This is a genomic window from Rhizobium sp. K102, from assembly GCF_022385315.1.
GTDB classification, from domain to species: Bacteria; Pseudomonadota; Alphaproteobacteria; order Rhizobiales; family Rhizobiaceae; genus Rhizobium; species Rhizobium croatiense.
Genome location: NZ_CP092436.1, coordinates 3,681,412 through 3,695,379, shown reverse-complemented (window position 1 = coordinate 3,695,379; position 13,968 = coordinate 3,681,412). Strand labels below are relative to the sequence as shown.

The 13,968-nt window shown below is 58.4% G+C and carries 13 protein-coding genes, 1 tRNA gene and 1 pseudogene; 8 read left to right on the top strand and 7 right to left on the bottom strand.

All coding sequences use genetic code 11. The features are described 5' to 3' along the window. Position 1: 1 nt before the first annotated feature. The 5 genes and pseudogenes from MHI61_RS24215 to MHI61_RS24195 all read right to left on the bottom strand — a co-directional run bounded on the left by MHI61_RS24215 (position 2) and on the right by MHI61_RS24195 (position 5,963). On the bottom strand, positions 2-877 hold the full coding sequence (locus MHI61_RS24215) for an ABC transporter permease (protein WP_239790878.1): 876 nt from the start codon (positions 875-877) through the stop codon (positions 2-4). Next, positions 874-1,821, bottom strand: a complete 948-nt coding sequence (locus MHI61_RS24210) for an ABC transporter permease (RefSeq protein ID WP_239790877.1) — start codon at positions 1,819-1,821, stop codon at positions 874-876. Before MHI61_RS24210 ends, MHI61_RS24215 begins: the two co-directional genes overlap by 4 nt. Before the next feature lie 162 nt (positions 1,822-1,983). Next, positions 1,984-3,492, bottom strand: coding sequence for an ABC transporter substrate-binding protein (locus MHI61_RS24205; protein ID WP_239790876.1), 1,509 nt, complete (start codon positions 3,490-3,492; stop codon positions 1,984-1,986). An 89-nt stretch (positions 3,493-3,581) separates the two neighbouring features. Beyond that, the gene (locus tag MHI61_RS24200; protein WP_239790875.1) at positions 3,582-4,313 is read right to left on the bottom strand and encodes a FadR/GntR family transcriptional regulator; all 732 of its coding nucleotides are present in this window, start codon (positions 4,311-4,313) and stop codon (positions 3,582-3,584) included. A gap of 206 nt (positions 4,314-4,519) precedes the next feature. Then, positions 4,520-5,963, bottom strand: a pseudogene (locus MHI61_RS24195) (M81 family metallopeptidase). 368 nt (positions 5,964-6,331) lie between these two features. On the opposite strand from MHI61_RS24195, the gene MHI61_RS24190 reads away from it, so the two are divergent. The 6 genes from MHI61_RS24190 (at position 6,332) to MHI61_RS24165 (ending at position 11,862) form a co-directional block, all read left to right on the top strand. Then, positions 6,332-6,505, top strand: coding sequence for a hypothetical protein (locus MHI61_RS24190; protein ID WP_170964959.1), 174 nt, complete (start codon positions 6,332-6,334; stop codon positions 6,503-6,505). Between the two features lie 90 nt (positions 6,506-6,595). After that, positions 6,596-7,948 (top strand): MFS transporter, encoded by a 1,353-nt coding sequence (locus MHI61_RS24185; protein WP_239790874.1) that lies wholly within the window; start codon positions 6,596-6,598, stop codon positions 7,946-7,948. 239 nt (positions 7,949-8,187) lie between these two features. Next, positions 8,188-9,042, top strand: a complete 855-nt coding sequence (locus tag MHI61_RS24180; protein ID WP_239790873.1) for a LysR family transcriptional regulator — start codon at positions 8,188-8,190, stop codon at positions 9,040-9,042. Between the two features lie 198 nt (positions 9,043-9,240). After that, positions 9,241-9,957 (top strand): hypothetical protein, encoded by a 717-nt coding sequence (locus MHI61_RS24175; protein WP_239790872.1) that lies wholly within the window; start codon positions 9,241-9,243, stop codon positions 9,955-9,957. A gap of 367 nt (positions 9,958-10,324) precedes the next feature. After that, positions 10,325-10,783, top strand: coding sequence for a hypothetical protein (locus tag MHI61_RS24170; protein WP_239790871.1), 459 nt, complete (start codon positions 10,325-10,327; stop codon positions 10,781-10,783). Between the two features lie 188 nt (positions 10,784-10,971). Next, positions 10,972-11,862 (top strand): hypothetical protein, encoded by an 891-nt coding sequence (locus MHI61_RS24165; RefSeq protein ID WP_239790870.1) that lies wholly within the window; start codon positions 10,972-10,974, stop codon positions 11,860-11,862. A 102-nt stretch (positions 11,863-11,964) separates the two neighbouring features. Here the strand turns inward: MHI61_RS24165 and MHI61_RS24160 are convergent, their stop codons facing one another. Next, positions 11,965-12,609, bottom strand: a complete 645-nt coding sequence (locus tag MHI61_RS24160) for an NYN domain-containing protein (protein ID WP_275593097.1) — start codon at positions 12,607-12,609, stop codon at positions 11,965-11,967. Between the two features lie 322 nt (positions 12,610-12,931). Continuing rightward, positions 12,932-13,021, bottom strand: a tRNA-Ser gene (locus MHI61_RS24155). Between the two features lie 302 nt (positions 13,022-13,323). Here MHI61_RS24155 and rplU point away from each other — a divergent pair. Both rplU and rpmA read left to right on the top strand, forming a co-directional pair. Further along, positions 13,324-13,641 carry a 50S ribosomal protein L21 gene (gene rplU, locus MHI61_RS24150; RefSeq protein WP_016736254.1) on the top strand — a complete coding sequence of 106 codons (318 nt, stop codon included), beginning with the start codon at positions 13,324-13,326 and terminating at the stop codon, positions 13,639-13,641. A 33-nt stretch (positions 13,642-13,674) separates the two neighbouring features. Continuing rightward, positions 13,675-13,944: a 50S ribosomal protein L27 gene (gene rpmA / locus MHI61_RS24145; protein ID WP_004127267.1), complete on the top strand. Its 270-nt coding sequence runs from the start codon at positions 13,675-13,677 to the stop codon at positions 13,942-13,944. Positions 13,945-13,968 lie beyond the last annotated feature (24 nt).

Sequence of the window (13,968 nt, the reverse complement as noted above, 5' to 3'; positions counted from 1 at the left end):
ATCATGCTTCGCGCGGATCGAGCGCATCGCGCAGGCCGTCGCCTAAGAGATTGAAACCGATAACGACGAGGAAGATCGCGGCACCCGGCCACATCGCCATCCATGGCGCCTGGGAGAGGAAATTCTTGGCGACGTTCAGCATCGAGCCCCAGCTCGGCGCCGGCGGTTGCTGTCCGAGGCCGAGAAAGGAGAGGCTCGCTTCGGCGATGATCGCGGTGGCGATGGTCAACGTCGCCTGCACGAGGATCGGCGCGAAGACGTTCGGCAGGATATAGCGGGTGATGATGCTCGAGGATCGCAGGCCGATCGAGCGGGCGCCCTCGACATATTCCTCAGTCTTGACCGAAAGCACCTGGCCGCGCGTCAGCCGCACGAAGACCGGCATGGCCGAAAGGCCGATCGCAATCATCGCATTGGTCAGGCTCGGACCGAGAAAGGCTGCAAGCGCGATCGCGGTGATGAGGAAAGGCATGGCCAGAAAGGCTTCGGTGATGCGGGAGATCACCATGTCGATCCAGCCGCCGAAATACCCGGAGACGAGGCCGAAGGGCACGCCGATGACAACGGCGATCGCCACCGAGAAGACGCCTGCCATCAGCGAAGCCTGCGCGCCCCAGATCATCCGGGAAAGAATGTCGCGGCCGATGTCGTCGGTGCCAAGCCAATGGGCGGCGGAGGGGGCCTTGCGGATCGCCGACCAGCTTGTGGCGTTCGGATCGGGAATCGGAAGAAGAGGGGCGGCAACCGCGAGGATGGCGAAGAAGACAATGATCGCAAGGCCGACGAGGGCGCCCTTGTTGGCCTTCAGCTTGTGCCAGGCGCGGCTCGGCGTGCGGTCGACCGCAGAGGGAATGCCGGTCTCTCCAATTGCGGTCATAGAGCGGCCCTCATGCGCGGATTGAGCAGGACGTAGAGAATGTCGGCCAAGAGGTTCATCAGGATGAAGCCGATCGCGGTGCAGATCACCACGCCCTGGACGACGGCGTAGTCGCGGTTGAAGACGGCGTCGACGATGAGCTTTCCGAAACCCGGTATGGTGAAGATCTGTTCGGTCAGTACGGCGCCGGCGAGCAGTTCGCCGAACAGCAGCGCGGTCAGCGTCACGATCGGCAGCATCGCATTGCGGAAGCTGTGTTCGAGCACGACAGTGCTTTCCGGCAGTCCCTTGGCTCGGGCGGTGCGGATGTAATCGGTGCTCAGCACGCTGAGCATTGCCGAGCGGGTATGCCGCATCAGCGTCGCCGCCAGCGCATTGCCGAGCACGAAGGAGGGCATCAGCATCGTTTCCAGCGACCGCAGTGGGTTGCTGAAGAAGGGTTCGTAGCCGGATGCCGGCAACCAGCCGAGATTGACCGAAACCAGCAGGATCAGCATGATGCCGAGCCAGAAATTCGGGATCGACAGGCCTGTCAGCGCGATGATGTTGGCGAGATAGTCGATCATCGAGTTCTTCTTGACGGCCGCCAGGATGCCCATCGGCACGCCGATGACAAAGGCGAAGATCATCGACATTATGGCAAGCTGGATGGTGACCGGCAGCTTTTCGCCAATGAGCTGCAGAACGGGCTGGTTGGTGCGCAGAGAAATGCCGAGATCACCCTGAAGGGCGGCACCCAGCCAGCGGACATATTGATAGGGCACGGGATCGTTCAGTCGGTATTTCTCGCGCAGGAATTCGAGAACCTGCGGGTCGCGTTCCTCGCCGGCCATGGCGAGGATCGGATCGCCGGGCAGCAGCTTCTGCAGCGAGAAGACGAAGATTGAAATGATCAAAAGCGTCGGTATGGCGACCAAGAGCCGTTTGGCGATGTAGGTATACATGGGCGATCCTGACACGATCAAAGCATGTCGCGCAAAAGTGTGCAGCGGTTTTGCGATAACGACATGCGTAAAAAAAGCTAAAGCGCGTTAGCGTATCTGAAAGGTTGCGACGCGCTTTAGAATCATGCGGCGGAGGGTTTCCGCCGCATGATTTGCTTATGATCAGCCGGTTTTCTTGACGCCGACGAGGCGGATCATGCCATCCGGCGACGGGATGAAGCCGGTGATGTTCTTGTGCAGCGCCCAGATCCAGGACTGATGGCCGAGATAGATGATCGGCAGATCACCGTTGAGGATGACGGCAGCGGCATCATACTTCTGCTTGCGCACGGCATCGTCGGTCGAGGCGCGGGCTTCGTTCAGCAGCTTGTCCACTTCGGGATTGCAGTATTTCGTGTCGTTGATGCCGCCCTTGCAGGTGATGAACTGATGGATGTTGCCATCTGGATCGACGCGGCCGGACCAGTCGGAACGGCTGAGCTGATAGTTGCCGGCGGTCTGCTCGCTCAGCAACGTCGCGAATTCCGTCGATTTCAGGCTGACGTCGAAGCCGGCTTCGCCGACCATCGACTGGATGATCTGCATCATCTGCATGGCGACGGGATTGTTCGGGATCTGCAGTTCGATCGGCACGCGGTCGAAGCCGGCTTCCTTGATCAGCGCCTTGGCCTTGTCGAGATCGCGGGCGGGGACGGGAATATCCTTGTCGAACCACGGGCTACTCGGCGGGAAGGGCTGGTTGCCGGAGACGGCTGTGCCTTCATAGACGATCTGGTTGACGGCATCGCGGTCGATCGCCAGCGAGAAGGCCTGGCGCAGGCGCTTGTCCTTGCCGAAAGGATTGTCGGCACGCGCACCATTGCCGATATTGGTATAGAGCGCCATGTAGCCGGTGCCGACGGCGTCGGCATAGACGAGGCTCGAATCCGCCTTCACCGCCTCAGCGTCGGTCGCGGCCAGGCGCTCGATCATGTCGAGATCGCCGGACCGCAGGTTGGCGAGGCGCACCGTCGTATCCGGGATCGGCAGATAGGTCAGCTTGTCGACAAAGATCTTGTCCTTATTCCAGTAGTCCTGGAACTTCTCGAGCACGATGCGGTCCTGCTGGACGCGCTCGACGAACTTGAACGGACCGGCGCAGACCGGGTGATCGCCGAACTTGACGCCGAGTTCCTTGGCGGCCTTCGGCGAGACGATCATGCCGGCGCGGTCGGAAAGCTGGGCAAGAAGGGTAACGTCAGGCGCCTTGAGGGTGAACTTGACCTCGTATTCGCTTGTCGCCTCGACCTTTGCGACCGAGCTGAGCTCGCTCTTGCGGCGCGATTCCGGCAGGGTGATGTTGCGCTCGATGGTGGCGGCGACGGCTTCGGCGTTGAAGGGAGTCTCGTCATGGAACTTGACGCCTTGGCGCAGCTTCATGGTGAGCTCCTTGCCGTCGGCCGACCAGCTCCATTCGGTGGCAAGCTGCGGCACGATCTTCAGATCCGGCGAGACGTCGACGAGCTTGTCACACATTGCAGTATAAACGATGCGGCCGACGAAGGTGCGCGACTGGGCGGGATCGAGCACGTCCGCATCGTCCTGCAGGCCGATCTTCAGGTCGACGGCGAAGGCAGGAAGGGCAAACAGCGCGCCGGCAACGGTGGCGGTCAGCAATTTGGCGATCTTCATTCCATTCTCCTCTGTTCTTTTGTTTGGTTTTTGCTTCCATTCCGGCGGTTATGGCCCGTCGGTGTTTTTTCTCCTGCTCACCTCCCTGCTCAGGCTGGGGTCTTGTCGACCTCCGTTTCGCTGTGATCGAGCGAGGTGATGCGGATGAGGCTTTCCTGCAGCGTCAGCAGATGCTGGCGCATCGCTTCGCCCGCCCTGGCAGGATCACGAGCGGCGATCGCATCGACGATTGCCGTGTGCTGGTTAAAGGTGACGGGCCGCGTCCGGCTGGCGCTGCGGGCGCGCTCGCGGATCGTCTGCCAGGCCTCGTCTTGGCGCACCCGGTTGATGACGTCGAAGATGGTGAGGAAGAAACCGTTGCCGGCGCATTGGGCGATCTGGCGGTGCAGCGCCCCGTCCCAGAGTTCGCGCCCGTCGGCATCGGTGCTTTCGTAGATCTTCTTCACCAGATCATACATGCGCTCGATATCGGCGGCCTTGGCGCGCATGGCGGCAAGCTGGGCGAGCTGCGGCTCGATGCGCAGGCGCACTTCCATGACTTCCATGAGATCGGTGCCGGCAACGATCGAGCCGACATGATCGCTCCAGCCGTCGGGGCGCGGGCCGGCATAGGTGCCGGAGCCTTGGCGGCGCCAGATGCGGCCCTCGGCCTCCAGCACTTCGAGGGCGCGACGGACGGCACGGCGGCCGACGCCAAGCATTTCCGAAAGGGTGCGCTCGGTCGGCAGCTTGCCGTCGGCGTCGAGACTGTCGGACCTCAGGAGAGCCCTCAGCCTCTCCAGCGCATAATTCGAATTGCCCTGCGTTTCATCCATCGGCATTCGCTAAATGGTCCGAACCAATTTTCTATTGGTTCAGTGCAAACCAAATCGTGCCGAGCGTCAAGCGCTTTTTTGTGCAAATCCAAATCTGCTCGTTTTTTGCTCAATTCCCGCCACTGCCGCGATACGGGAAAACAGTCGATCGCAGCGACGGGGCGGCGCGATCGACAATGTTATCAGAAAAACGCAATTGGTTCGGGTGAAGCTCAGGCCGGCGTCGAGCGTGCGGAAAAAAAGACCTGCGGCTCGAAGGCAAAATCCTTGTCGAAGGGGTAGGTCGGATGCTGCTTGCGCAGCCGCGGCAGGCGCTCGACGAACTGGTCGACGACACCTGTCGACAGCGCCATCAGGTTCGGATTGGCAATCAGCGCCAATTCCGGCGAGAGATAGCCCGATTTGACGACGATGATCTTTGCCCGGTGCGGGTCGAGGCCGAGCCGGGTGAAATCAACGATATTGTGATAGGGCCGGCGTTTCGCGGAGAGCACCAGATCAATACCACCGATCGAAACCACTGCCTGGCGGTCGGCGGGATCCGAAGTTTCGTGCAGGAACTTGACCGAGAAGCGGGCGACGACCGGCTTGCTGCCCTTGGTATCGAGCGAGGCGCCGACGCTGAGCTCCAGTTCCGAGCCGATGCCTACGGCATAACAGGCCTCGGTCGCCGCCTTGTCGGCGATGCCGGCAAAGATAACGCCGGTGGCGTCCCTGGCGATCAGTTCGGCCAATACATCGGCCCGGTCCCCGACACCGCCGCCGGTCGGATTGTCGCCGGAACTCGGCAAGCACCACTGGCGCGGTCGGGCTGGCGATCGCCCTGGCGACGCATTCCTCGACCGAGCCAGTCTCGCAGCCGAAGACGAAGTCTTCGCGCGCATCCCAATAGGCCCTAGCGAGACGTTTGGCCTCGCGCTCCAACACGGCGCGGTCGGTGCCGGTCATGATGGCGGCAGCCGTGGCGCGCGGTTCGTCGGCCCAGACATAGCCGACCATCAGCGACGCATCCCAGACACCATCAATCGCATCGATTTCGGGCAGCATGGCATAGAGGCTCTTAGCCGGCTCATCGACAGTGCTCGTACGTTCGCCCGGCAACACGACCGGGATTGGCGCCCAGAGAACAACCGGCTTCACGCCTGTTTTCAGGCTCTTTACCAGCATGGCGACTGAGCGGCGCATCGTCTCCTCGACATCGATATGCGGCGCCGTGCGATAGGTCGAATAGATGTCGAGCGCGTCGATGATGCGCTGGGTGACGTTGCCGTGCAGGTCGTAGCTTGCCGAAACGGTACATTCCTCGCCGACCAGCGCGCGGGCCGCACAGATCCAGTCGCCTTCGGCATCCTCCATGCCGTCCACATACATGGCGCCGTGCATGGCGAGGTAGAGGCCATCGAGCGGCAGCAGCGGCTTCAACCGCTCGAGGAATTCGCTCTTGAACCCCTCATAGGTGGCACGCGAAACCGGCCCGCCGGCAATGGCCCGGGCATGGATCGTCGGCAGGAATTCTGCATCATAGTCTCTGAGGAAGGCAAAGTAGGCCGAATCCAGCAGCCCCTCGCCGCGCAACACCCGAAAATCCCTCTCCTCGTTCAGCACGGGATTGTATGTGCTGCACTCGATATGAATGCCACCGACGGCAATGCGCATGAGAACCTCAGATGATGGTGGGAGCAATCGGGACGTTATGGCGGTACCGGCAGACCCGCGCCTTTCGAGGCCAGTGCCGCCTTCTGGTGTTCACGCGTCATCTTGACATCAAGTGCGGGCGCACCGCAAGCGAATGGCTTGGCATCTTTGCCGGCATATCGGCCCTCCTCCCCCAGCGCGGTTAAAACCGGCTGAACGCAAGACACCGGCGTAGAGCCGGCAGCGTTTGAAGGGTCCGACAGGATAAGGCGGGCCTTATGCCGCGCCCATGAAGATCCTCGTTTGCCGAACTCGACCGCGAATACGCAAGATGCAATGTGCTCGACCCTGTGTCCATCAGGAGTTGTGCCGCTCGGGAGGAGCGTCAAATGATCACGCATCGTCTTGCGGTGGGCATGGCCGTCAGCCTTGCCCTCGCGCCTGCCATCGTCCGCGAATACGGGCTTTTTCTCAAAGCCACGCGCATCGCGCGCTTTGACGCAGGTGTCGGCCACGGACTTGCCGTGCCCGCCAAACCGGTATGTGCGGGAGACGCCTCCTGACGAATGCGGGGCGGGCCGATGCGGCACCCCGCTCTCTGCTGCATGCCGCAGGAACAGGAAAAGTGTATTCGCCAACCAAGGGAGGCAGTTATGTCACTGGAGACGGAAGCGGTTATTTCAGGTCCAATTGTCAGGGAAGAGACGTCCGCTGCGTTCAAACGACGCTTCATGATCAGGATGATTGCCGTTCTCACCGGCGGAATGCTGCTCGATGGCTACATTCTCGGGGTCATCGGCCCGGTAACGGCTGTCATGAAGGCCGAAATGGGAATGACGACGGTCGATATGGGCCTCATCGCCTCGGCTGCGCTGTTCGGGATCCTGATCGGCTCGCCGCTCGGCGGGTGGGCGGGCGACAAATTCGGCCGCAAGCCACTGTTCATGATCGACATGGGACTGTTCGTGCTGGCCTCGGCGATGCAGTTCTTCATCGACTCGGTGACGATGCTATTCGCAGTGCGGCTGCTGATGGGCATCGCGATCGGCGCCGAGTATTCCGTCGGCTGGCCGCTGATGTCGGAATTTGCGCCTGCCCGGCTGCGGGGAAGGCTGATGGGGGTCACGATCCTTGCCTGGTACGGCGGATTCATGATCGGTTACACCGTTGGTTACGTCTTGAACCTGCCGGAGCCGATGCCGTGGCGGATCATCATCGGAACAAGCACCCTTATCTCGGTCATCCTGTTCTTTGCGCGGATCGGCCTGCCTGAATCGCCGCGCTGGCTGTGGAGCAAGGGGCGCAAGGACGAGGCGCGCGCGATCGCGCGCAAGTATCTGGAGAGCGCCGAGGAGGTGGCCGACATCGAGAGCACGGAGGTGCGTCAAGGCCGGTTCGCAGATCTGTTCTCCGCGAAATATTGGCGGATGACGGCTTTCGTTTCATGGTTCTGGTTCTGCAATGTCCTGCCGTATTTTGCGATCGCCACCTTCGCCGACAGCGTGTTGGAGCAATATGGCCTCAATGGCGGGCTTGCCGGCGGCGTCGGACTGTCGATGGTTGCGGTGGCCGGGGTCGCCGTCACGGTGGCGTTGATCGACAAGGCCGGCCGGCGTCTGTTCACGGTACCGCCGCAGTGGATCACCACAGTCGTCTTCCTGGTGATCGGCTTGTGGTCGGGAGCGCCTTCGGCCGTCGTGCTGGGTCTCTTCCTCATCTTCTCGTTCCTGAATGCGATGAACGGGACGCTGACGAGCATCTATCCCGGCGAGGTGTTTCCCACCGAAGTCCGCGGGGTCGGCACCGGCTTTGCCGCCGCCGTCAGCCGGGTCGGTGCCGGTTTGGGCACCTTCCTGTTGCCGATCGGGGTCGAGAAATTCGGCGTTTCGACCACGATGCTGGTCGCTGCGGCCGTCGTGTTCAGCGGCGCTCTGGTGTCACAATTGTGGGCTCCGGAGACGAAGGGGAAAAGCCTGAGCGAGACCGCCGCCGGCTTTTCGCACTAAAGCATGTCGCGCAGCGGTTTTGCGATAACGACATGCATAAAACCAAAGCGCGGCAAGCGAATCTGAACGGTCGCGACGCACTTTAAAGCCAAAGCGCGTCGCACCGGATTTGATTCATGCGGCGCGCTTCAGCCCCTTGGTCTACGGATCTCGTTTCCGGCATCATGTGGCTGGTCTTTTGCGTATCTGAAAGACGTGCGACCCTGTGTCGATGATCCCTCGGACGATGATGTTATCGCATGCTGCTCAAACGCCGTTATCTCCCCTCGCTCGGTTCCTTCGCCACTTTCGAAGTCGCGGCGAAGCATTTGAGCTTTACCCTTGCCGGGAACGAGCTCAATGTCACCCAGGCTGCCATCAGCCAGCAGATCCGCGGTCTCGAAAAATCGCTCGGCGTGATCTTGTTCATCCGCAAGCACAACAGCCTCGAACTGACGTCTGACGGTCAGCGGCTCTTGACTGCCGTCAGTGGCGGGCTCGACATAATTTGCGACGGGATCAACAATATCAACGCTCCCTCCGACCCTCCCGTCATCACCTGTTCGGGCACCAATGCGGCGATCGCCTGTTGGCTGAAGCCCCTCGTGGACCGCTTCCGTTCCGATCGGCCGGATGTCAGGTTCGTGCTTTTGGCCTCGGACGAAGACGACACGCTGCGGAACTTTGACGAGGTCGATCTTTCGCTCATTTGCGGAAACGAGCGCTGCGAGGTCGGGGAGAATCTCTATTATCTCTTTCCGGATATCGTCCAGCCGGTCTGCAGCCCCGACTATCTCGAACGCCACGGGCCATTTCCGGATGCGCAAAGCTTGGAACGCGCGGATTTGCTGGATCTGCACCGCAAGCACTGGACTTCCGATGCCATTGGCTGGCATCCGGTCACCTGGGACGATTGGTTTCAGGCAAGCGGCCTCGGGGTACCGCACGCGTTGCCGGCCATGGTCAGCAACAATTATCCGCTTCTCGTGAACGCAGCAGTCAAAGGAGAGGGGATCGTGCTGGGGTGGCATCATCTCGTGAGGACGCTGATGGATGAAGGCGCACTCTGCCCGTTGTTCGACACTCCGCTTCGGGTGACCGGGGATATTATTTGAAGGTCAACCGGGCATCGCTGGATAAGCCGCACGTACAGGAGTTCATAGATTTCGTCCTCACGGGTCTTGCAGCTTTGGAACAAGCGCATCAGCGCCCGGCTGCGGAAATCACGGGCGCCGCCTTGCCGAACAACCGGAGAATGTAATAAAATCAAACTGGTTGAATCGATGACGACTAGTTAATCACAAGGGGTCTGTATGACGGAGATACCAATTGAAGATCGCGTTAAACTGTCCCCGCCACCGCATACAGCCAGTATAAACTTTACACAGCAGTGGATTTTGGTCACCCCTGCTGTTTATCGATACGAGGATGAGGTCTGGATTGATCAGTTCCTTGACACCGGCAAGCTACGGTTAAGTACGTTTGCTAAATTTTCAAAATACAAGGACGAAATTCGTGGCGATTCAAGCGAAGGGTCGGGTTTTGGCTACGGCGAAACTAAAGATAGTAAAAGCGTGCTTGTTTATCAAACGGAGGGACTAAACGCGCTCGTTTTATGCTGCACGCATCGTCTCGACAAAGGAATGCGTGATAAATTTGGGCGAAACTCAGCATTTCAGATCACAAACACGGTAGGCTTTGCGCGAGAAATCTCCCGGCAACTTGTGGGATTCCGGCATGGCTTAGAAGGATCATGCATTTACCGTGATCGCAAATTGATCAGCAGGGCTCTCGACTACGATTTCGAAAAATACAAGCTTCCGGATGGAAACATTGACATGCAGGGTCTTTTCGATGCTGGAAATGCGCTTGGCGGGCCGGAGCTAGTTTTACTGAAAAACAAAAATTACCAACAGCAGGCAGAATACAGACTTTTGTGGGAAGTTGACACGCTAAAAGCCGACTACATCGATGTTGTAGCCCCCAATGCGCGCCAATACTGCCGAAAAGTTGAAGATAAAGAATACTAGTATTTCGCTAAGCAATTAGAATTTGCCGCTGAATACTCGCTGTACGTCTTGCGTATCAGTCTTTCGCTTGGATTCCTTTGCAAGCTGCTCAAGAGCCCGATCTCTTGCGCGCCGCTGCGAACCCTGGGTGCGAATGGCTGCATCCGTCTGACGCCGATATTCCTCGTTTGATGTCGTCGATCAATGCGTAGGACGCCCCGCAAAGGGTGCCAAGGATCATTCCGGCACGAGAAGAGGCTGGCGATTTACTGCTGTCCGAGAACGATCTCGCGGGTATTCATGGGCTCTTGCTCCTTCGAAGCCAATATCGTTTGATATCGCGCAGGTTCCGGGCGTTTCGTTCGGTCTGAGTCAGGAACAGGACGGCATGCTAACTCTACTTTCGAGGCTACAGGCCGGAACACTCGGCGAACTGCTTACCGTAGCAAAGCTGAACAGCCTCGGACACGCAGCATACATCAGCCCCGAAGGCGCACCCGGTCACGACGTCATCATAGTTATCGATGGCGTGGCTAAATCAATCGAGGTGAAGACCAGGCAATTCCGAACAAGCCCAGCGCAAGACATCACCCGCTGGCCAGTGAATATGACCACTAAGGGAGACGCCGACTTCTTCATCTTCATCGAGCTGGATCTCAGAACTCTCACGCCAACGTTCTATGTGCTCACTAACGCACAGGCGCGCGCCACCTTTAGAGACTACATCGGCGGTGGAAATTGCTACCCGCCGGAGGTCAGGCGCCTGATCACGCCGAACGACTTCTCCGCGCTCACAGCACACCAAGACGAGGCACCTGCGCTTGCTAACGACATCAGAGCTTTCTGATCGTCGCCATGTGATCCCCAATTCGATGTTGAAAATTACGCGTAGGATGCCCTTTGTTGGGTAGCCAAGGATGATTTGCCTATTCGGACAGCGTCCCAACGTTGCTAAATTTCAGCAACTCTAGTTCCGTCGCTCGCGCATTAAATGTAAAGAAAATCGATGCAACTTATTTGACGTTTGGAGACGGAATGGCCAGAGCACCGCAATATTACCTGCAAGGTGAGGAACTTACGCCCTCCCAGTTTAGGCGCCTGTCCAGAGCAAGAAAGATCGAGTCTATGATCGAGTGGTTCTTCGACAACTTCGAAGATCCTGCGGAAAAGACGCCGCACGTTTCGGCCGAAGGTGGGTATCAATATATCTGGGGCGGCCCTTACGATGCGTCGGAGGAGCTTTTTAGTCACTTTGGTGACGTCGCGAACGAGGAGCTGATCCAGGCTGCAGTAGATGAGGTGCAAAAAGACGGACTCGTTGACTGGGCGCCAAAGCACATTGGTGACGATCTGCCACCGGAGGACGAAGATCTGAATGATCCAGGCGAGGACGAGGACTACAACGAGGATATCGTAGCCTTCCAACCTGAAATCTTTCAGAATGATTTCGCCAATCCTACGGCGGTGGCCATCACGCCCGAGCAGGCGGATGCGCTGCGGCGCGAAATGCTTGCCCGGTTCGACCAACTAGAGGCGTTGGTGCGAGGGGAGAGCGATCGAGCGCACCGATTGCATAATAATCCCCCCGAGCTGCTAGAGCGAGATCCACCACTCAGCGGCGAGCAGCAGCAGCAAGTGTTGGATCTGATAGCCGAAGCGCGTCAGGAGGCGAATGCTTTGACTCCCGATCCGGAAGTGGTTGTTCAGAAGGCATCCATGTTCCGCAACTTGGCCCGTATGTTCGCAATGGGAATCGCATTTGTGGCGGGCGAAAGCATTTCAACCTTCATCGGCAATCATGGGGCTGAAGTTCTCGATAATGCGACAACCTACCTGTCAACCCATCGCACTGAGATCATCCATGCCTTGCACGCGGCGGCTGACGCAGCGATCGCGTGGGCGCAACAACTTCCGACGTCCTTCTAAAGATGGGAGGGAGGCGGCCGTCAAAAACATACCGGTGGTCGTCGACGCATACTGCCGGAGATGCGTCTAGCAGCGGATCCATGTCCACCCCCTGGCAATCGTCTAAGTGCCAGCATTCGTATCGCCTGGCGGATCGTATTCTGCCGGGCGGTTTGCAACCACATTGCCGAATGCATCTTTGACCGCCGGCGGAAATAAGCTTTGCTCGATCTGCTGTTTTTTTATCTTCTGCTTCCCGTCTGCCACCTGGATCAAGTCATTAGAATGTCCGAGATTAGGAGGAGCAACTATGAATATTTGCTTTTCAGGAAACTGCATTTTCACCATTTCAACCGCTGGCTTTAAATCGCTGTCACGTGAGACGATGTAAGCGCGGTCGTAGGTGTCTCGGTAAGCCTCGTTTAGAACGTAGAGAGCGACATTTACGTCGGTTTCTTTTTCTTCGTGCTGAATCCAAGTTGTCCCGCAGTCATGGCAATGCTTGTGCTTGTCCTTAAATTGACCAAGAACAACTTGAACGCCGCTTGTGTTTAGGGCTGCAACATACTGTTCATGCCGGCTTCTCTGACCTGGCAGCCAGTGAGCATAGGCGGAGAAATAATACACCGCATGAACCGTCTCTGTTTTCGGCGATATCTGCCGATGCATAAGGCGCATCAGATCAACCCATTTCAAATGGGGCTCATTGAGACGCTTTATTGCGTGATAGAGGTTAAACCCATCAATGAAAAAGGAAGATCGAATCATTGCGACAGTTAAATACATGCCGCTAAAATAATAAACCCCACGAACCTGAATCCGTGGGGTCCGCTGGGCTAGCCATACGGGATTATGTGGTCGTTATATGTGATTTGCCGATCGACTGTAAAGGGCAACTCGCCCGGATGGACTCTTTTTGTGAAGAATGTCAAGTTCCCTACTAGATGTTGGGGCGCGTTCGGTGCGCAGACCCTATATGAGAAGATCTTCGACCGTGCCGGGAGTGTGGCCCTTATCAATTTGGACCACGGTATCAAAACTCGAGAGAGGGTGCGAGTTCGCGGGGGAGCCTTATAGACCAAGGCAAAAATGGCGGAGAGGGTGGGATTTGAACCCACGATACCCTTGCAGGTATGCCGCATTTCGAGTGCGGTGCATTCGACCACTCTGCCACCTCTCCGCGGTCAGGTCGGCGCTTGTTCGGCGCGGGCGTTCTCATAACGAGCCTATGACAGGTTGGCAAGCCGAAATCTCAAGCTTTTCCATCCTTTTGCCTTGACACCTTTCTGTCACTCGCGTATCCCGCATCCGCAATAGGAGTGGAGTAATCCGCCCCTTGCCCGCCCCGCGTTCGCGCGGGGTTTCACCGGCAGACCAGAATTCCGGGCTAGCTCCCTGAAATCCCTGCTAACTTCGACTGATAAAAAGACGGCCACCTGCTTAGATGCGGGGAGCGCCGGAACGAACATGAAAGGATAAAAAATGTTCGCAGTCATCAAGACCGGCGGTAAGCAGTACCGAGTGGCAGCCAATGACGTGCTGACCATCGAGAAGCTTGAAGCATCCGCTGGCGACTCCATTGAATTCACCGAAGTGCTCGTGATCGGCGAAGGCGCCGACGCTGCGATCGGTGCGCCCTTCGTCACCGGCGCCTCTGTCAAGGCAGAAGTCGTCGAACAGAACCGCGGCAAGAAGGTCATCGCCTTCAAGAAGCGCCGCCGTCAGAATTCGAAGCGTTCGCGCGGCCATCGTCAGCATCACACGGTCGTCCGTATCACGGACATCGTGGCTGCCAAGTAAGATCAACGGGACAAGGTTTAAAGGAGAACTCCAATGGCACACAAAAAAGCTGGCGGTTCCTCGCGCAACGGTCGCGATTCCGAATCCAAGCGCCTTGGCGTGAAGAAGTTCGGCGGCGAAGCCGTCATCGCAGGCAACATCATCGTGCGTCAGCGCGGTACGCAGTGGCATCCGGGTTCCAACGTCGGCCTCGGCAAGGATCACACGATTTTTGCGCTTACCGCCGGCAATGTGAACTACCGAACGAAGGCCAACGGTCGCGTCTACGTGTCTGTCATGCCGAAAGCGGAAGCAGCGGAATAAGCCGGTAGCGCTCAAAAACAGCCG